18 protein-coding genes are annotated in these 17,981 nt (G+C 45.7%); 16 read left to right on the top strand and 2 right to left on the bottom strand.

The annotated features are described in order from the left end of the window. The first annotated feature begins 9 nt into the window (after nucleotides 1-9). The 4 genes from ACFYU8_RS23290 (at nucleotide 10) to ACFYU8_RS23305 (ending at nucleotide 4,003) form a co-directional block, all read left to right on the top strand. A complete protein-coding gene (locus ACFYU8_RS23290) occupies nucleotides 10-1,533 on the top strand; it encodes a tripartite tricarboxylate transporter permease (RefSeq protein WP_390304265.1) in 1,524 nt (507 codons plus the stop codon). 15 nt (nucleotides 1,534-1,548) lie between these two features. Then, nucleotides 1,549-2,331, top strand: a complete 783-nt coding sequence (locus ACFYU8_RS23295) for a class I SAM-dependent methyltransferase (RefSeq protein WP_390304266.1) — start codon at nucleotides 1,549-1,551, stop codon at nucleotides 2,329-2,331. A 234-nt stretch (nucleotides 2,332-2,565) separates the two neighbouring features. Beyond that, nucleotides 2,566-3,018 (top strand): Lrp/AsnC family transcriptional regulator, encoded by a 453-nt coding sequence (locus ACFYU8_RS23300; protein ID WP_390304267.1) that lies wholly within the window; start codon nucleotides 2,566-2,568, stop codon nucleotides 3,016-3,018. Between the two features lie 19 nt (nucleotides 3,019-3,037). Continuing rightward, on the top strand, nucleotides 3,038-4,003 hold the full coding sequence (locus tag ACFYU8_RS23305) for an EamA family transporter (RefSeq protein ID WP_390304269.1): 966 nt from the start codon (nucleotides 3,038-3,040) through the stop codon (nucleotides 4,001-4,003). Nucleotides 4,004-4,030: 27 nt separating this feature from the next. On the opposite strand, the gene ACFYU8_RS23310 is transcribed toward ACFYU8_RS23305, so the two are convergent. Beyond that, nucleotides 4,031-4,750, bottom strand: coding sequence for a response regulator (locus ACFYU8_RS23310; protein WP_390304271.1), 720 nt, complete (start codon nucleotides 4,748-4,750; stop codon nucleotides 4,031-4,033). Then, nucleotides 4,743-6,371, bottom strand: coding sequence for an ATP-binding protein (locus ACFYU8_RS23315; protein ID WP_390304273.1), 1,629 nt, complete (start codon nucleotides 6,369-6,371; stop codon nucleotides 4,743-4,745). The genes ACFYU8_RS23310 and ACFYU8_RS23315 overlap by 8 nt, the downstream gene beginning before the upstream one ends. A gap of 266 nt (nucleotides 6,372-6,637) precedes the next feature. Between ACFYU8_RS23315 and ACFYU8_RS23320 the strand changes: the two genes are divergently transcribed. From ACFYU8_RS23320 to bla, 12 genes are all read left to right on the top strand, one after another. Continuing rightward, nucleotides 6,638-6,850 carry a hypothetical protein gene (locus ACFYU8_RS23320; protein ID WP_106841408.1) on the top strand — a complete coding sequence of 71 codons (213 nt, stop codon included), beginning with the start codon at nucleotides 6,638-6,640 and terminating at the stop codon, nucleotides 6,848-6,850. Between the two features lie 544 nt (nucleotides 6,851-7,394). After that, entirely contained in the window at nucleotides 7,395-8,381 is a 987-nt protein-coding gene (gene qoxA / locus ACFYU8_RS23325) for a cytochrome aa3 quinol oxidase subunit II (protein WP_390304275.1), read from the top strand. Between the two features lie 23 nt (nucleotides 8,382-8,404). Next, entirely contained in the window at nucleotides 8,405-10,375 is a 1,971-nt protein-coding gene (locus ACFYU8_RS23330; protein WP_144617333.1) for a cbb3-type cytochrome c oxidase subunit I, read from the top strand. 2 nt (nucleotides 10,376-10,377) lie between these two features. Then, on the top strand, nucleotides 10,378-10,986 hold the full coding sequence (gene cyoC / locus ACFYU8_RS23335) for a cytochrome o ubiquinol oxidase subunit III (protein ID WP_390304278.1): 609 nt from the start codon (nucleotides 10,378-10,380) through the stop codon (nucleotides 10,984-10,986). Between the two features lies 1 nt (nucleotide 10,987). Further along, a complete protein-coding gene (gene cyoD, locus ACFYU8_RS23340) occupies nucleotides 10,988-11,305 on the top strand; it encodes a cytochrome o ubiquinol oxidase subunit IV (protein WP_106841411.1) in 318 nt (105 codons plus the stop codon). A gap of 235 nt (nucleotides 11,306-11,540) precedes the next feature. Then, entirely contained in the window at nucleotides 11,541-12,071 is a 531-nt protein-coding gene (locus tag ACFYU8_RS23345; RefSeq protein ID WP_390304280.1) for a GNAT family N-acetyltransferase, read from the top strand. Between the two features lie 131 nt (nucleotides 12,072-12,202). Beyond that, on the top strand, nucleotides 12,203-12,772 hold the full coding sequence (locus tag ACFYU8_RS23350) for an FAD-dependent oxidoreductase (protein ID WP_007722324.1): 570 nt from the start codon (nucleotides 12,203-12,205) through the stop codon (nucleotides 12,770-12,772). Nucleotides 12,773-12,996: 224 nt separating this feature from the next. Then, nucleotides 12,997-14,766, top strand: a complete 1,770-nt coding sequence (locus ACFYU8_RS23355) for a BlaR1 family beta-lactam sensor/signal transducer (RefSeq protein ID WP_390304282.1) — start codon at nucleotides 12,997-12,999, stop codon at nucleotides 14,764-14,766. Between the two features lie 42 nt (nucleotides 14,767-14,808). Further along, nucleotides 14,809-15,207 (top strand): penicillinase repressor BlaI, encoded by a 399-nt coding sequence (gene blaI / locus ACFYU8_RS23360; RefSeq protein WP_390304284.1) that lies wholly within the window; start codon nucleotides 14,809-14,811, stop codon nucleotides 15,205-15,207. Nucleotides 15,208-15,446: 239 nt separating this feature from the next. Next, nucleotides 15,447-16,361, top strand: coding sequence for a BBI family class A beta-lactamase (blaBBI, locus tag ACFYU8_RS23365; RefSeq protein ID WP_390304286.1), 915 nt, complete (start codon nucleotides 15,447-15,449; stop codon nucleotides 16,359-16,361). Between the two features lie 92 nt (nucleotides 16,362-16,453). Further along, nucleotides 16,454-17,137 (top strand): FHA domain-containing protein, encoded by a 684-nt coding sequence (locus ACFYU8_RS23370; RefSeq protein WP_390304288.1) that lies wholly within the window; start codon nucleotides 16,454-16,456, stop codon nucleotides 17,135-17,137. After that, nucleotides 17,130-17,855: a subclass B1 metallo-beta-lactamase gene (bla, locus tag ACFYU8_RS23375; RefSeq protein WP_390304290.1), complete on the top strand. Its 726-nt coding sequence runs from the start codon at nucleotides 17,130-17,132 to the stop codon at nucleotides 17,853-17,855. Before ACFYU8_RS23370 ends, bla begins: the two co-directional genes overlap by 8 nt. Nucleotides 17,856-17,981: the final 126 nt, after the last annotated feature.

Here is a 17,981-nt window from a genome sequence, read left to right on the forward strand (position 1 = left end):
GTGGATGAAATGGGTGCGATTGACTATTTGCTGAACGGATTTGCCACTGCCCTGCAATGGCAAAATATCATCTTTGCGTTTGTCGGCGTCTTGATCGGGACTGTAGTCGGGGTATTGCCAGGGATTGGACCAATCAGTGGCGTGGCCTTGTTGATTCCGGTGACAGCGTCGTTGACGAGTGGACTGCCGCCAGAAGCAGCGGCGACCAGTGCCATTATTTTGCTGGCAGGGGTTTACTACGGAGCGATGTACGGCGGCTCTACCACTTCGATTTTGTTAAACACACCTGGTGAGTCATCTTCCGTGGTTACCGTACTGGACGGATACCCAATGGCTAAGCAGGGAAGAGCGGGAGTCGCTCTCTCCATCGCTGCAATTGGTTCGTTTTTTGCAGGGCTTGTCTCGCTTATCGGTCTGGTATTTTTGGCAGAGCCACTCTCTGAAGTAGCACTCAAGCTCAGTCCGGCAGATGAGTTTTCGCTGATGATCTTGGGGTTGTGTGCACTGAGCGGGCTGGCAGGCAAGTCCGTGACCAAAGCATTGATGATGACGGTTTTTGGCTTATTGATCGCGACGATCGGGTTGGACAATGTATCCGGCGTGGCGCGTTTTACCTTTGAAATGCCCGAGCTATATTCCGGTTTGGAATTTTTAACGATCGCCGTAGGGGTATTTGCACTCGGGGAAGTGTTCAAGACGATCCTCGAACGTGATATCAATGAGGGGGAGATCGCCAAAATCTCCCGAATTTTACCGACCAAGCAAGACTTGAAGGAAAGTGCTGGACCGATTCTCCGCGGATCGCTGGTTGGATTCTTTAAAGGAATCGTTCCTGGTTCTGGTGCAACACTGGCATCCTTCCTCGCCTATTTATTGGAAAAGAAGATCAGTAAAACGCCTGAAAAATTCGGCAAAGGGGCAATCGCTGGGGTAGCGGCTCCAGAGTCGGCGAATAACGCAGCATCTGGCGGGGCGATGATTCCGCTTCTGACCTTGGGGATTCCGGGAACAGGGACGACAGCGGTATTGATGGGGGCACTGATTATGTACAACGTGCAGCCAGGCCCACTCTTGTTTGAAGATCATCCGGATATCGCTTGGGGCTTGATCGCTAGTATGTTCATCGGTAACGTCATGCTCTTGATCCTCAACATGCCGCTCGTAAAAGTGTTTGCGAAGCTAATTGAGACACCGCCTAAATATTTGATCCCGATGATCGTTGCTATTTCCGTGTTCGGAGTGTACGCAGTACGAGTCTCGGTATTTGATCTGGTCTTGCTGCTCCTCTGTGGACTCGTGGGTTACTTCTTGGCGAAAAACGATTTCCCAATGGCTCCACTCGTTCTGGGATTGGTTTTGGGCCCAATGATTGAAAACAACTTGAGACGTGCTTTGACGACGTCCAATGGCGATTTCTCTATCTTTATTGAAAAGCCAGTATCGCTGGTGTTTCTGATCATTGCGTTTCTGTGGATCACCGTTCCCTTGATCATGAAAATGAGAGGGAAAAAAGTAATCGTGAACGAAGAATAGAGGAGGGCCATTCTCATGCGCGATGACAAAAAAATCAAAGAAGAAGTCAAACAGCAGTTCGGAGCGAATGCTGAAAAATATGTGAATAGCCAGACGCACGCTACGGGAGAGGATCTCGCTCTCTTGACACCTTGGCTGAGTCCGTCGCCTGATTGGGTGTTTCTCGATGTAGCAACGGGTGGCGGTCATCTTACCAAGGCAATGGCTCCACATGTTGGTCAAGTCCTTGCGACTGATTTGACACAGCCGATGCTTGCAGCGGCGCGAAACCATCTGAAGTCTCACGCAAGCAATGTCTTTTATGTGGTTGCGGACGCGGAAGCACTTCCGTTTTTGAGCGAGTCCTTTGATGCAGTCGGGTGCAGAATCGCGGCTCATCACTTCCCCAACCCAGAGGCGTTTGTAAAAGAAGTGGCCCGTGTCCTGAAGCCAGGTGGAAAATTCGTGCTGATCGACAATATCGCAGCAGAGGATGAAAAGCTCGATCGATTTGTGAATACGCTGGAAAAACTTCGGGATCACAGTCATGTACGAAGCTACTCACGCTCCGAATGGTTAACATGGATGGAGCAAGAGGGGCTGGTGGAGAGCCATTCGCGCATCCGTAAAAAGACGTTCCCGTATGCGACTTGGGTCAGACGTACGACAGAGTCTGAGGAGCAGGTTGAGCAAGTTACCGCGCATATTACAAGTGCTGATAAAGAAATCCAAGCCTACTTTGCAGTAGAAAAAGAGGGCGAGCAAGTCGTTTCCATCCAAGTAGATGAATGGATGGCTTTGTTTGAAAAGCTAGAATGATTAGGATGATGCTTCTAAGCTGGTCCCCGCTTACAATTAAGCGGGGGCTTGTTCTTTTTTGTATGGGTACCTAAGTAACGATTCGTCATGATAAGGGAGTTTTCACGACGGTTTTTGGCATTATATTTGTGATATGTTGCTCTCTATTTACTTTTCGTTCGAATGCGGTCAATATAGAGTACAAATGGTCTATATGAAGGATGAATATGCTACTATTACAACAGGAGGTATGTGATGGATGCGGTTGACCTGAGAATTGTTCGATTGCTCGAGGAAAACGGAAGGATATCTCACGAGGAAATCAGCAAGCTGCTGCACATCTCGCGACCAGCTGTCCACCAACGGGTTGCCAAGCTCGAAAAGAATGGCGTTATCAAGGGTTACCGTGGCATCATTGACTGGAGAAAATTAGAGCAAAAGCTGAAGGTATTGATCTTTGTCAAAGCAAGATGTCAAAACTTCAAGGAAATCACAGCGAAGATTGTGAACGTTCAGGTACCGAACGTGACCATTATCGAATGCCAGCGGCTCGCGGGAGAGTGGTGTATGATGCTAAAAGTACGTGCGACGGCACCAGAAGATATCACCAATTTGATCGATGAAATGGTCCAGTTTGACGAAATACTGGAAACCTCTACGACCTTCGTCTTGTCGACGATTTACGAGGATGGATGGAAAGAAATTTGAAAACCAAGGTGGAAACACAATGACAGGAAAAAAAGACTCGAAATTATTTGTCGTTACGATTGCGTTGCTAGCGGTCTACCTGTTTTGGGGAGGCACTTATCTCGGAATGAAGATCGCCATAGAATCGATGCCTCCCTTTATTATGGCAGGGGCGCGATTTTTTCTGGCAGGATTGGTCCTATTCCTGATCGGACGTTGGAAGGGAGCAGAGCTGCCCAGTGCTGTAGAATGGAGAGGGGCAGGAATTGTTGGGGCGTTATTGCTTCTGGGAGGCAACGGGGTTGTCGCATGGGCACAGCTTAAAGTACCGTCAGCAATCGCTTCCTTGTTAATCGCTACAGTTCCATTATGGATTCTCGTCTTCAACTGGATCGGTGGCAGCAAGCAGAAGCCGACGGTTGGCGTCCTGGGAGGAATTCTTTTTGGTTTGGCAGGGATCGCTGTGCTGGTTGTCCATCCCGAGGGCACAGGTAATCAAGGGATTGATACCATCGGAATCCTGGCGCTCCTGTTTGCCTCGATCTGCTGGTCAGTGGGATCGTTGTATTCGCGCAATGCGAAGCTCCCGGCATCACCAGTGATGGCGACCGCCTTGCAAATGATCATCGGAGGAATTTTGCTGGGGATCGCGTCGCTGTTTCTCGACGATTGGACGAAGCTACATGTATCGGAGATTTCCTTACGTTCATGGGTTGCCTTTGGCTATTTAGTTGGATTCGGTTCCATTGTCGCCTACACGGCGTACATTTGGCTTTTGAAAAATGCAGAGCCTTCACTGGTTTCCACGTACGCCTATGTGAACCCGATTGTCGCGGTATTTTTAGGCTGGCTGATCGCTGATGAACAATTGACGGGCCAAACCTTGATTGCTGCTGTCATGATCATCGCAGCTGTTGTTATCATCACAGTGTTTCGGGGAAAGAGTCCAGGTACGACACAACCGGTAGCCACAAAAGAAAAAGGGAAGCTTCAGGTTCATAAATGAAGCTTCCCTTCTTTTTGCCATCAGGCATTATTTGGCCGTTTTTTGCGGCACCCAGCGGTATTTTCTTTCCGGACGTCCGACGGTTCCATAGAACGTCTCGACCATCACTTCATTAATAGAGACGAGAAATTCGAGGTATCTGCGCACGGTCGAATGGCTCATGCCAGCCAGTGCAGCGAGATCATCGGCATTCATGCTTTGGGTGGTCTCCTTCATCTTGTCCCGGATCAGCTTTAATGTCAGCTTGTCGATGCCTTTCGGGAGAGTGGCGACAGTCTCTACGGTTTTGGTAGCAGGAGTGTGTGCGGCTTTCGTAAACAGCTTGTCCACTGCTGTTTGATCAATGGTTGTATGCTGCTGCAACTGGCGTCTCGTATTGGCATATTGCTCCAAGGTAGACATGAATTTATCGATCATAATCGGTTTGATGATGTAGCTGTATGCCCCGCCACGAATCGCTTCACGGACGGTCTCCACATCGTTTGCAGCTGTGATCATGACGACATCAATCCCGCGAAAATGCTTCCGTACTTCACGCAACAGGTCAATCCCATTCATATCCGGCAAATAAATGTCCAAAAGCAGCACATCTGGCGTAACGACGTGAAGCATCTCCAATGCCTGTTTTCCAGTCGTGGCCGTGGCAATAATCTGGAATCCTTCCAGTTTACTTGTGAATTGTTCATAGATTCTAGCTGCAATTTCGTCATCTTCCACGATCATGACGGTAATGGGTTTCTCAGACATCGTGGGTTGCCTCCTCTGTTCTTGCTTTGTCCCATTTCTTGGGGACAACGACGGTGAAACGCGCTCCACCAAAGTCACTTCTCCCGAGTGATATTTGCCCCTCTAACAGCTCGATGGCGTTTTTCACAATGGCCAAACCGAGTCCGCGATTTTCACCTGCTTTTGTAGTGACACCGCTTTCAAAGATGTGAGGCTCCAATTCTTTTGATACCCCGTGCCCATTGTCTTCGATGTCAAAAATGATATCGCCACCTAAATCAGTAAAGGATACGTGAACCATTGCGTCAGAGCCTTTGTATTCGAGTGCAGCTTCCATCGCGTTGTCGATCAAATTGCCGAGAATCGTGACCAATACCTTTGTATCCAAGCTGTCAGGTACATTACCCAAATAGCTGTCCTGATCAATTTCGAGCAAAACCTTCAGTTCTTTGGAGCGATTGATTTTCCCTAGCAGGCAAGCTGCGATGAAGGGCTCTTTTACTGAGCTCATGATGAAGGCGAGAATATCCTGCCGTTCCTTTACTTCATCGGTGATGAGTTCGATTGCTTTGTCGTACTCCTTTAGCTTGAGTAGACCATAGATGGTGTTCAAACGATTTAAATATTCGTGATTTTGTGACCGCATATTGTCCGAAAAGGAACTGATCTTCGTAATTTCTTCAGTGAGCTGCTCGATCTCAGACTCTGGACGAAATGTGAAGACCACGCCTCTGATTTCGTTATTACTCAAAATAGGAGAGTAGTCGGTTATAAAAATTTCGTGCCCCAGCAAGATCTTGTAGTTCATTTCTTGTGTATTTCGATTGACAGAATGAATGATGTCGCGCAATTGCGGGCTAGCGATCGATTTTCCTATGGTCAAATCCTCTTGGAGGAGGGCACGTGCACGTTTATTCATCGAGACGACACGCCCTTGCATATCGACTGCTACCGTAGCATCGCGGATCGATTCAAGAATAGCTGCTTTTTCCGTAAACAAAAATGAGATTTCTTCTGGCTCCAGACCAAAGATCAATCGCTTGACTCGTCTGGCAATGATAATAGCGCCAATAATTCCGATAACCAACAGCACCAAGGATAAGGCGACGGCCCTTTCCTTGTATTCCGCGACCTTTTTCTCTACATCACTCATGACATAGCCGACAGAGGAGACGCCGATTGTTTCGCCGTTCTTGTTGACGATCGGTGTTTTCGCTTTGATGGCTGGACCTGAAATGCCTGTCCCCCGATAAATGACCGAGCGGTTTTCTAAAAAGACAGGGTCATTGCTGGTTCCCATCGGTAGTCCAATCTGCTTTGGGTCGTAGTGAGAGTACCGAATTCCATCCTTGTTTCCAATCACGACATAGCTGGCGCCCGTTTCGATTCGTATGGTTTCGGCTATCGGTTGAATCGTCTTGGAAGGAGTATCGGTCTCGAAGGCTGCGATGATGCGTTCGTCCATGGCAGATAGCTTGGCGACCGTCATGGCTTGCTGTCCAATATAACGATCCAAAATGTCATCTAATATGAAGGAAAATAAGGCAGTTCCTATCCCCATACTGATCAGTACAACGATGGAAATGAGCAGAACCATTTGGGTCAAGAGGCTGATGCGGGCTTTTTTGGGTGTATGAACCATGGGCAAACCACCTTCGATGACAGATCAAGATGTTATGAATGTATGAAACCGTTTACTTCATTCATTATAACAATAACGCTTTCACATTTGTGACACAAAGTAAAAATGCAACAATGCGATAGCCAATAGGTTTATGAAAAAAGTTTTGACAAATTTTTTATAAAAATTTGAACAAATTATGAACAACAAGTGAATAATATGTTACAATAAGAGCATCAAACAAAAACGGTCACGCAAAAAATCTATAGCGATAGGGGTTTTGTGTTATGAATAACGATCGAAAAGCAGCAGATGTATTAAGATGGATGGCTTGGACAGTATTAGTTGTAGGTGCTGTTATTATGGCATTCACTGCAAGCGATTTCAGATCGCAGAACTTGCCGTTGATGGTGTCGATCGGATTTTTGATCGCTGGCATGAATATCTTCATTATGAGCACGGTGTTTCGCTTGATGACACTAAAAAGAAATGACGCCTAACAAGATAAAAGCAATCCCTTAGAGAACCTCTCATTTTCTTCATTATAATGAGAGGTTTTTTTATTTATACGGAATTTTTCCGTCAGCCAAATGCGCTGGCGTTTTTTTGGTTTTTTTATTAAAAGTGAAAAGGAACTTGACATTCAGGATTGGGCGAGATGACCAAAAATGGGTGGTGGAATTCATAAGAGGAGAATCCTAACAAGAATATGATCAACTCGTGAATGCTATGTGAACACTTTGTAACAGAAAAGCTACGAAATATTGAACGTCGTTAAAAACGAGTACAAAAGCTCGCTGACTCTGATAGTATGTATATGCGGTTAATAGTGAAGTTCACTTGTGTTAAAAAACCTCTATTGTGAGGAACTCTCGAAAAGTGTGAATGCACATTAAAGAAAGAAGGTTTTCCAAAACCTCGTTCGAGACTTCTCCATAGAGAGTGACTGCACTATCGACATATGTGAGGCGAAGTTCACCTAAAAAGAACTGCGCTATCAAAGTATTACATGCTCGTTGTTTGTGACTAGGAGGGATTAGGAGAATGAGCGGAGGAAAAATGCTGAGACATATCCAGTTTTGGATCTTGGCAGTGTTGGGCACCGTTCTGCTTACAGGCTGTGGTAGCGAATACCTCGTCTTGAATCCAAAAGGACCTGTAGCAGAAACGCAGTACAATCTCATTGTTATTTCCACGATATTGGTCGCTGTCATTATCATTCCGGTTATTGCGCTTACCGCTTTCATTGTATACCGCTATCGGGATACACCGGGCAATAAAGCAAGTTATAAGCCGGAGTGGGCACACAGTACAACCCTAGAGGTAATTTGGTGGATTATTCCTATCGTTATCGTTGCATTGCTGGGTTACTTTACTGTCCGTGATATTTATTTGTTAAAAGAGAACCCGAATAAAGAAGTTGCCCCTATGACCATTCAGGTTACGGCTTTGGACTGGAAATGGATGTTTACGTATCCAGAACAAAATATCGCAACTGTTAACCATCTGGAGATTCCAGCAGGCGTACCGATTCGCTTCCAGGTATCTGCTGATGCACCGATGAACTCTTTCTGGGTTCCAGAATTGGGTGGACAGATTTATGCGATGGCGGGAATGGCTACCGAGCTGTATCTGCAAGCAGATGAACCAGGTACATTCGCTGGATTTAGCTCCAATTTCTCTGGTGAAGGCTTCGCCAAAATGCAGTTTAATGTAGTGGCAAAACCGAAAGAAGAGTTCGATAACTGGGTCAAAGAAGTAAAAAGTACGACTCCAGCTATGACGAAGGCAGATTATGAAGAACTTCGCAAGCCTGGCGTGACAGATAAGTTTACGTATTCTGCATTCCCAGAAGGTATGTTTGAAGAGATCGTTGCCAAATATGGCCATGGTCACGATATGGACTATGTGATGGAGAAACCTCCTGCGCCTGCAGGTGACAAGTCTTCTAATGAGACTTCGCAAAATACGCAGCAAAAAACTGAATCGCACAACATGCCTGGAATGAATCATTCCAGTATGAACCACTAGGCGAGAGGGAGGAGGAATACCACGTGTGGGAGAACATTAAGGATTTTGCATCCACGTTCTTTGTAACAGGTGACCCGCTGATTTACGGTGCGGACGTATCGATTGTACTATCCATGGTTGCGATCGTATTCGTTCTGACTAAGTATAAAAAATGGGGTTGGCTATGGCGTGAATGGTTGACTACAGTTGACCATAAGCGTATTGGTATTATGTATTTGATCGCATCGCTTCTGATGCTGTTCCGCGGTGGGGTTGACGCCCTGCTGATGCGTTTGCAACTGGCATTCCCGAACGTAGAGTTCCTGAACTCGGATCACTATAATGCCATCTTTACGACTCATGGTACGATCATGATTTTGTTCATGGCGATGCCGATGATGTTTGCCTTGTTCAACATGGTAGTACCGCTTCAGCTCGGTGCTCGAGATGTAGCGTATCCGTTCTTGAACGCACTCAGCTTCTGGCTGTTTATGCTCGGTGCGATGCTATTCAACCTTTCGTTCGTAATCGGGGGCTCCCCGGACGCTGGTTGGTTGTCTTACCCGCCATTGTCACAAAATGAATTCAGCCCTGGACCAGGTCAGAACTTCTATATATGGGGGATTCAGATCTCTGGTATCGGTAGTTTGGCGACAGGGATTAACTTTATCGTAACGATTCTCAAAATGCGTGCACCTGGCATGAAGCTTTCCAAAATGCCATTGTTTAGCTGGTCCGTATTGTCCAGCTGCATTATGATTATCTTCGCTTTCCCAATCTTGACTGTAACACTTGCACTGTTGTTCCTTGACCGTTTTGCAGGTGCTCACTTCTTCACGATGGACGGCGGCGGTAATCCGATGATGTACCTCAACCTCATCTGGATGTGGGGTCACCCTGAGGTATATATCGTAGTAGTACCAGCTTTCGGTATCTTCTCTGAAATTGTGGCTACATTCTCACGCAAAAAGATTTTCGGCTACAAATCAATGGTTTGGGCGATGATGATCATTGCCGTTGTATCGTTCTTTACATGGGCTCACCACTTCTTCACGATGGGTACGAGCGCAAGTGTTATCGCCTTCTTTGCGATATCAACGATGGTTGTTGGTATCCCGACTGGGGTTAAGGTCTTTAACTGGCTGTTTACAATGTACCGTGGTCGGATATCCTTTAAACAACCAATGCTGTGGACGATTGCCTTTATCCCTTGCTTTGTTATTGGTGGAGCGACTGGGGTAATGCTGGCAGTAGCTCCAGCAGACTATCAGTATCACAACAGTTACTTCTTGGTTGCCCACTTCCACCAAGTATTGATCGGTGGGGTAGTATTCGGTTACTTGGCTGGTATTTACTACTGGTGGCCAAAACTGTTCGGCTTCAAGCTCGACGAGAAGCTAGGCAAATGGGGCTTCTGGTTCTGGAATATTGGTTTCTACGTGTGCTTTATGCCACAATACGCGCTCGGTTTCATGGGTATGACTCGCCGTTACTACACGTACGGTTGGGATCGCGGCTGGGCAGATATGAACCTCGTATCCACTGTTGGGGCATTCATGATGGGTATCGGTTTCATCTTCCAAGTATGGCAAATCGCTTACAGCATCAAGAATGGTGAGCGCGACACGACAGGCGATCCATGGAATGGTCGTACGCTGGAGTGGTCGATTCCGTCACCTGCACCGTTCTACAACTTTGCTGTTGTACCACAAGTGAAAGAAATGGATGACTGGTGGGCAACAAAAGAAGCAAAAGCAAATGGCACCTATAAAGAACAACCGGCGAAACTGGAGCCGATTCATATGCCGAAGAACTCTGGAATTCCGTTTATCATGGCGAACTTCTGGTTCTTGGTAGGTTTTGGTTTCACATTTGGATGGGTTTGGATGGCCGTCATTGGATTCATCGGAGTATTCGCATGCATGTGGGCACGCTCCTTCCAATACGACACGGATTATTACGTACCGGTGGAGGAAGTGCGTCGCACTGAGGCTTCACTGGGGAGGGTGGTGTAACGATGGCTACGAATCATGACCATGGTCACGGCCACGACCACGACCATCATGAAGAGCATGAGCAATTAAAGGTTCTTGGTTTTTGGATTTTCGTTGTCACAGACTGCGTGCTGTTCGGTACATTGTTTGCAACCTATGCGGTAATGATGAATAGCTTTGCTGGCGGACCAACTGGACAGGAATTGTTCCAGCTGCCAGGTGTTATTGCTTCAACCTTTATCTTGCTGACAAGTAGCTTTACCAGCGGTCTCGCTGTTCTGGCGATGAACAAAGGCAATGTGAAGCAGCTGATTGCTTGGCTGGCTGTAACTGGTCTTTTGGGACTGTCGTTCATAGTGTTGGAAGTTACTGAGTTTATGCACTTGATGAGCGAAGGCGCAACCATGGCTACTAGCGGCTACTGGTCCGCTTTCTACACACTGGTTGGTACGCACGGATTGCACGTAACGCTTGGTCTGTTCTGGATGACTGCGTTGATCATGCAGCTGAAGCGTCGTGGAATCACCGCGGTTACTCGCCGCAAAATTACCAACCTGAGCTTGTACTGGCACTTCCTTGACGTTGTGTGGATCTTCCTCTTCACAGTCGTTTACCTGATGGGGGTGATGTAAGGTGGCACAACATCAAAACCATGGCGGACATCATAGTCACGGATCGATGAAAGAGTACGTGATCGGTTTTATTCTGTCGATCGTGCTCACCATTATCCCACTCGTGCTGGTCATGAACTCGATTTTGAGTAAAACGGCGACCATGATCGCGATCTTGGTAATGGCGGTATTGCAGTTCGTAGTTCAGTTGGTCTTCTTCATGCACATCCGCGAAGGAGAAAAACCGCGCTACAACGTACAGACATTGATTCTTGGACTTGTGATTGTATTTACAATCGTTGTAGGTTCCCTCTGGATCATGTTGTTTAACAAATATTAATCAGTTAAGAGCGTGGCACAAGCGATTCGTTGCTTGTGCCACGTTTTTTATGTTTATTTATAGCTGTAGTGGAGGGAAGAAGCGCATTTCCAGTCTGCGCTTCTTCCTACGCGGCTTTTCGTCAACTAATAGAAGTGATTCAAGAAGGTAAAAAATTATTTGGCTGGTAACTCTCTCTCCTTGCAGCTATAATAGAAAGAATTTTATGCAAAAATAGGCAAAGGGAGTGCAGTCGATGGCTGGGCAATTGTATTTAATAAAGCCTTGTGCAGAACTTCAAGCAGAGTATATTTCCTTTTACGAGGAATGGAAAGAAAGCGGAGAGCCTATCGTCCCGTGGGTGGTGGATCGGGAGCCATACGATTTTCCTGCGTATTTGGAATTTCTGGAGGGTGAGTGCAGCGAGGAAAATCTTCCGGATGGCTATGTTCCACATTCGACGTATTGGCTCGTAAATGAGGAGCAACGCATAGTGGGGGCGGTGAATATTCGGCATCGTCTCAATGAGCGTTTACGAAAATATAGCGGGCACATCGGATATGGTATCCGACCTTCTGAGAGACGCAAAGGATATGCGACGGAAATTTTAGCACAAGCTCTAAACATCACGACCGAGCTGGGGATAAACGAAGTATTGGTGATTTGTGATTATGATAATGTAGGATCGGAAAAAACGATTCGGAAGAACGGGGGCGTCTTTGAGTCGGAATGTACAGACGAGGATGGATTGGTCATTCGTCGATTCTGGATTACGCGACCTTCGTAAAAGTAGATCGAACCCAATGATAGTAAATATTTTCCTTATTGCCAGCACAAACTTGTGAAAGCTGTTGTCAAATTTATAATACTTAGTATATAATTATGTTGTGAAAGTTAATTTGGAAGGGAGAGATTTCTTTGTTTGATATCGTAATTATTGGAGCAGGCCCGGCAGGCGGAAGTGCAGCGTTGTTTGCTGCAAAAGCAGGTAAGAAGACGTTGCTGATTGATAATGACAAAAGCATGACCAAGCGCGCGTGGATGGAAAATCACTACGGCATCATGGAAATCTCAGGCCCAGATCTCATTGAGATCGGTAAAAAGCAAGCAGCGAAATTCGGTGCGGAGCTGGTAGCCGACCAAGTAAGCAACATTACCAAAACAGAGCAAGGCTTACTCGTAGAGACAGCGGAAAAAGGCAGCTTCGAGGCTAAACATGTGATTCTTGCAACGGGAGCGCTCGTGACTTTGGCAGAAGCGATTGGGGTAAAAACCAAAGAAGGTACAGAGCCACGGATTAAAACCGTTGTCGATGTCGATGCACAAGGGAAGACGAACATCGAAGGAATTTGGGCAGCAGGTACGTGCGCGGGAGTAAGCGTACATACGATTATTACATCTGGTGATGGCGCCAAGGTTGCAATCAATGTCATCAGCGAACTGAATGGCGAGCGTTACGTTGATCACGATGTTTTGAAAACAAACTAAATCAGGTTAGAAACACCTTCTTACCATTTTTGAAGAAGGTGTTTTCTTTTTTCTTCCAATCGACGATAGCTTGTATCGTGATCTCGTTTTTGACATAATGAAGCTAATTGTGCTCAGCGAAGAATCCTGTCAGGTTGAAGAGCATTCCTGTTGCTCTGGAGAATTGATACGGATTCTGTTTTTATCTAGATTGCCCTATGTAAGAAGGGAGGGAGACAGGTAGCATGTTCGTCAATTATGTGGTGATTAGCTTGATCGTTTCTTCTTGCACGATCGCGCTAATTTTCTTGATTCGAAAAGTATTTCGCTCCCAGCTGTCGGCTAGATGGCAGTACAATTTGTGGTTTCTCTCGCTGGTCGCTTTGACGCCAGCTTTTATCCCAAATTACTTTTTTGATTTTGGAAATCTATTTGTCTCAGGCATGAATCAGCGTAATGCAGTCGGTAGCTCGACGCTCGCTGCACAAGCTCCTGTGTTTGAAAATGTGAATTGGGTACAGGATTTAACGTTGTCGGTAAATCGCCATACACCTGACTCCTTTCCTACGATTCTCGTCAGCATATGGGTAGTCGGCATGATCGTTTGTGCTTTGATTACGTTATCAGCCTGGTTAAAAATCCAGCAGATCAAGCGAACAGCTTCTGTGATCACCAATCAAGAAATCATCGATTTGTTTGAACAATGCAAGAAGGATGTAAAAATAAATCGGAACATCGTGTTAGCAGAATCCAAGCAGGTCAAGTCTCCGATGACGTTTGGCGTTTTTACAACGTATGTTGTTCTTCCCAGTCATTTTGATGAATGGCTGTCGATCAATGAAATGAAGTATATCTTTTTGCATGAGCTCATGCACAAAAAAAACAATGATATCGTCATGAACTACGTGACCGTTGTGTATCAGCTATTGTATTGGTTCCATCCATTAGTTTGGCTGGCTTTTCGGGAAATGAGAGTGGACCGTGAAATTGCTTGTGATGTAGCTGTGTTGAACTTTTTAGACAAGCGAAAATATGTGGAATATGGTCATACCATCATTAAGTTTTTGGATAAAGAAAGTCGAGCCGGAAATGTCGTTTTGGCTAATCAGTTAAACGGTTCCAAGAAGGCAGTGAAAAAACGAATCGAGAAAATCGCATCCCATAAGGTCGAATCAAAGCTGTTGCAGTTGAAAAGTACGTTCATTTTTTCCATGATGGGCGTCTTGGTTGCCAGTCAGGTTCTTGTTGGTTCCGCTTTAGCTGACGATCGCAGTCGCTATCATTTTCAAGATGATCGAACGATTTACGAGGATTTAGACAACTATTTCCGTGGTTATGAAGGTAGTTTTGTTTTATATGATTGGAAAGCCGACCAGTATCGGATTTACAACAAGGCAGGAAGTACACAACGAATTTCACCGAACTCCACCTACAAGATTTTTCTCACCTTGTTTGGATTGGAGACCGATGTGATTTCGAGGGAAGGCTCCCTGTTAAAATGGGATGGAATCCGTTATCCGTATGAGCAGTGGAACCACGATCAAGATCTATTTACCGCGATGCGATACTCCACGAACTGGTACTTTAAAGAGTTGGATAATAGCATCTCGCCGGATATGATTCAAGAATATCTGGAACAATTGAACTACGGAAATTACAATACATCTGGTGGAATCGGCGAATATTGGATAGAATCTTCCTTGAAGATTTCTCCGGTGGAGCAGGTACAATTATTAAAAGCGTTCTATACGAACCAGTTTGGTTTTCAAGAAAACAATATCCAGACGGTGAAAGATTCCATCCGCTTATCGGAAAAGGCGGGTTCGATTCTTTCCGGGAAAACAGGTACGGGCGCCGTCAATCAAAAAGAAGTGAACGGTTGGTTTGTCGGATATGTAGAGAACGAGGAGGGCACCTACTTCTTTGCTACAAATATACAAAGCGAAGATTACGCGAATGGACCTGCAGCAGCAGAAATAACCTTGTCTATTTTGAAAGCGAAAGGTCTTTACTAGCCTTTGTTCTTTCAGTCATGATTATCGAAAGGGGGAGACTTCATGTCTACATCCATGCCAAGTATTTCAGAAGCGGAATGGCGAGTGATGAATGTGCTATGGGAAAGGTCACCGCTTGCGGCCAACGAAATTATTTCCTCCTTGGAAGGTGAAACGGATTGGAACCCAAAAACAGTGCGTACTCTTTTGAATCGTTTGGTTCAAAAAAATGCCGTTGGCGTCAATCAAAACCAAAGAGTCTATACGTTTTATCCGTTGTACTCACAAAATGAATGCCAGCACGCCGAGGCACAGTCATTTCTGGAGCGGATTTACAGCGGGGCTCTAAAATCGATGCTGGTTCAGTTCATCCAGAAGGAATCGTTATCGGACGAGGAGATTCAGGAGCTACGTTCCATATTGGATACGAAACAATCATCGACTGATTATCCTAAAAAATAGAGCGCGCCCTTTCAAGCGAAGTTGGAAAAAACCACTTACGGTTATCCAGTTTTCTTGAAAGGGCGTCTTTTTTATTTTAAGTAAGGATGGCTGTAGCTCTTTTCCATGCAGGAAAAAGGAGATTGACACTAGTGGATTACGCGTGTAATATTATCGTGAAATTAGTTGATTACAAATGTAGTACGATATTACGCATGTAATACACGAGTTATATCTTCCTAGAAAGAGGTTTGTCATCCATGAAAGTTCATCAATCTAGACTGTTCGGATTCACGGTGAAAACAATTTTTCTCACGCTTCTCACGCTCGGCGGTTGCTCTTCTGCAGAAGCGCCTGTCGGAAAAACGGAAACGCCAGAGTCTGCCATGGATCAAAAGTTCGCTGCGCTGGAAAACAAGTTTAATGCGAGACTAGGCGTCTATGCGATCGACACCGACACAAATTTGGCAGTTGCTTATCGCGATGATGAACGGTTCGCTTTTGCCTCTACATACAAGGCTTTAGCCGCAGGTGCAGTCTTGCATCAGAAATCGTTGGAAGAGCTCGACAAAGTGATCTCCTACACCAAGGACGATCTCGTTACTTATTCACCCATCACCGAAAAACACGTAGCGACCGGGATGACTCTTCGAGAGCTTGCAGACGCGGCGATTCGCTATAGCGACAACACAGCGGGAAATCTGTTGTTCAAAGAACTTGGCGGCCCTAAAGGCTTTGAATCAGCTCTGAGACAGATTGGTGATGGTGTGACGACATCTGAGCGCTACGAGACGGAATTGAATGAGGCTACACCGGAAGATACTCGTGATACAAGCACACCTAAAGCACTTGCAACGAGCCTAAGAGCCTATACGGTAGGGGATGTGCTGTCGCCTGACAAGCAGACGATTCTTACGGAGTGGCTACAAGGCAACACGACGGGAGACAAGCTGATTCGTGCGGGCGTCCCAAAAGACTGGAAGGTCGGAGATAAGACGGGAGCGGCAAGCTACGGAACGCGAAACGATATCGGTATCATATGGCCACCGAATAAAAAGCCCATTGTCATTGCCGTGTTGTCTAGCAGGGATAAACAGGACGCCACTTATGATGATGCGCTCATTGCTGAAGCTACCAAGGTTGCTGTTGACGCACTGACGGCTGTAAAACCGTGATAGATCAGTAAACGCACGAAACTTACTACCTTCTACCAATGCTATTCCCTACGGGCAAGCTGGTATAGATCAACAAGTGAGGTGATCACTAGATGATAGACAATGGTGCGTATTTACTCGTAAAAAAAGGGGACCCCAACCAATTTACCTCGCGCAAATATCTCACAAAAGATCGCTGTACAATCGGGCGGAGGGGGACTAGTTTTCAACTGGACATTACATTTGCCAGTCCGTACATTTCGAGATTGCATGCAGCTTTTCAAAAGATCGGCAACGATTACAAGATTATCGATCTGGAAAGTAAACATGGCACAGAGGTAAACGGGACGCCCATTTATCATTCCCCTCACATTCTTCGTCACGGCGATCAAATCAGCTTGTCAAAAGGGGTAGCAGAGCTCGTCTTTTTACGGGAGGTCAATAGACTGGAGGATACTGGGGAGCTCCCTTTCACGCAGCCAAAGAGCGCTTCGCTTTTGCCGAGTTTGGAAATTCATCTGGAGAGAAGAGAAGTTCGTTTCGACGGGGCTAGACTGCATTTGACCGGAAAAGATATGGATTTGCTGAAGCTTCTATACCAAAAAGCGAACCAGGCTGTTAGTTTTGAAGAAATTATGCTGACAGTTTGGCCAGAGCGAATGTTGCATGAGGGGAATGTCCCAGATGTCGGACGGGTGGAAGTGAATGCGCTCGTATATCGATTAAGGAAAAAGCTTCGGCGCTACGGGCAGCAAATCAAAACGATTCCGCGCTACGGGTATCGCTTGGATGTTTGAAACAACAGCATCTCCCACGCAGATTACCAATCCAGAGAAGAGCATCGTATTAACTAAATGGAATGACAACGTATGGTTACATACAACCTATCATGAATGGAATGGCACAACCTATGACCACAATGGCTTAATCGTATCTACTTCCAAAGGAGTCGTCCTGATTGATACAGCATGGGGGGACAACCAAAAAACGGAAGAGCTATTACAGATGATTAAGAAATATTGGAAGAAAGACGTTGTTCTGGCTCTAATTACACATGCACATGATGACAGCATTTCAGGTATTCGGGCGTTACTCAATCAAAAAATAGACGTACGTAGTACACTATTGACGGCAAAACTAGCGAAAGAAAATGGATATCCTTCGCCCAATCCGACACTCGATGAAAAGCCAGTGATAAAGGTAGGCGACACCACATTAGAAGTCTTTTATCCTGGGGAAGGGCATTCAAAAGATAACATTACCGTTTGGCTTCCTCATTCCAAATTATTATTCGGTGGATGCTTCGTCAAATCATTAGATGCTAGGGACCTCGGAAATCTTTCCGATGCCAATGTAGAACAATGGGATGACTCCGTTCAGAAGGTAATCGAAAAATATCCACATATCGAAACCGTTGTACCTGGACATGGGAACACGGGAGGTAAAAACTTACTTGATCACACCATTGAGCTAATCAAACAACATTCCAAGAAGCAAGAATCTGCTCTGAAATGAATCATACGAGAATCACCTTTTATAACAAACTCCTTCTCAAGACAAAAATGAGAAGGAGTTTGTTTATGTAAGGAGCCTGATATAGCTATGGAAAGAAGGTGTTTTCTTTTTTCTTCCAATCGACTA

The sequence above is a fragment of the Brevibacillus sp. NPDC003359 genome, assembly GCF_042878995.1.
Taxonomy (GTDB): domain Bacteria; phylum Bacillota; class Bacilli; order Brevibacillales; family Brevibacillaceae; genus Brevibacillus.

Excerpts from the sequence above, each read along its gene's own strand:
- ACFYU8_RS23295 (WP_390304266.1), top strand. The coding sequence starts at position 1,549 with ATGCGCGATGACAAAAAAATCAAAGAAGAAGTCAAACAGCAGTTCGGA.
- ACFYU8_RS23300 (WP_390304267.1), top strand. The coding sequence starts at position 2,566 with ATGGATGCGGTTGACCTGAGAATTGTTCGATTGCTCGAGGAAAACGGA.
- ACFYU8_RS23320 (WP_106841408.1), top strand. The coding sequence starts at position 6,638 with ATGAATAACGATCGAAAAGCAGCAGATGTATTAAGATGGATGGCTTGG.
- bla (WP_390304290.1), top strand. The coding sequence starts at position 17,130 with ATGTTTGAAACAACAGCATCTCCCACGCAGATTACCAATCCAGAGAAG.
- cyoC (WP_390304278.1), top strand. The coding sequence starts at position 10,378 with ATGGCTACGAATCATGACCATGGTCACGGCCACGACCACGACCATCAT.
- ACFYU8_RS23355 (WP_390304282.1), top strand. The coding sequence starts at position 12,997 with ATGTTCGTCAATTATGTGGTGATTAGCTTGATCGTTTCTTCTTGCACG.
- ACFYU8_RS23310 (WP_390304271.1), bottom strand. The coding sequence starts at position 4,750 with ATGTCTGAGAAACCCATTACCGTCATGATCGTGGAAGATGACGAAATT.
- ACFYU8_RS23370 (WP_390304288.1), top strand. The coding sequence starts at position 16,454 with ATGATAGACAATGGTGCGTATTTACTCGTAAAAAAAGGGGACCCCAAC.
- ACFYU8_RS23345 (WP_390304280.1), top strand. The coding sequence starts at position 11,541 with ATGGCTGGGCAATTGTATTTAATAAAGCCTTGTGCAGAACTTCAAGCA.
- ACFYU8_RS23315 (WP_390304273.1), bottom strand. The coding sequence starts at position 6,371 with ATGGTTCATACACCCAAAAAAGCCCGCATCAGCCTCTTGACCCAAATG.
- ACFYU8_RS23290 (WP_390304265.1), top strand. The coding sequence starts at position 10 with ATGGGTGCGATTGACTATTTGCTGAACGGATTTGCCACTGCCCTGCAA.
- blaBBI (WP_390304286.1), top strand. The coding sequence starts at position 15,447 with ATGAAAGTTCATCAATCTAGACTGTTCGGATTCACGGTGAAAACAATT.
- ACFYU8_RS23305 (WP_390304269.1), top strand. The coding sequence starts at position 3,038 with ATGACAGGAAAAAAAGACTCGAAATTATTTGTCGTTACGATTGCGTTG.
- blaI (WP_390304284.1), top strand. The coding sequence starts at position 14,809 with ATGTCTACATCCATGCCAAGTATTTCAGAAGCGGAATGGCGAGTGATG.
- qoxA (WP_390304275.1), top strand. The coding sequence starts at position 7,395 with ATGAGCGGAGGAAAAATGCTGAGACATATCCAGTTTTGGATCTTGGCA.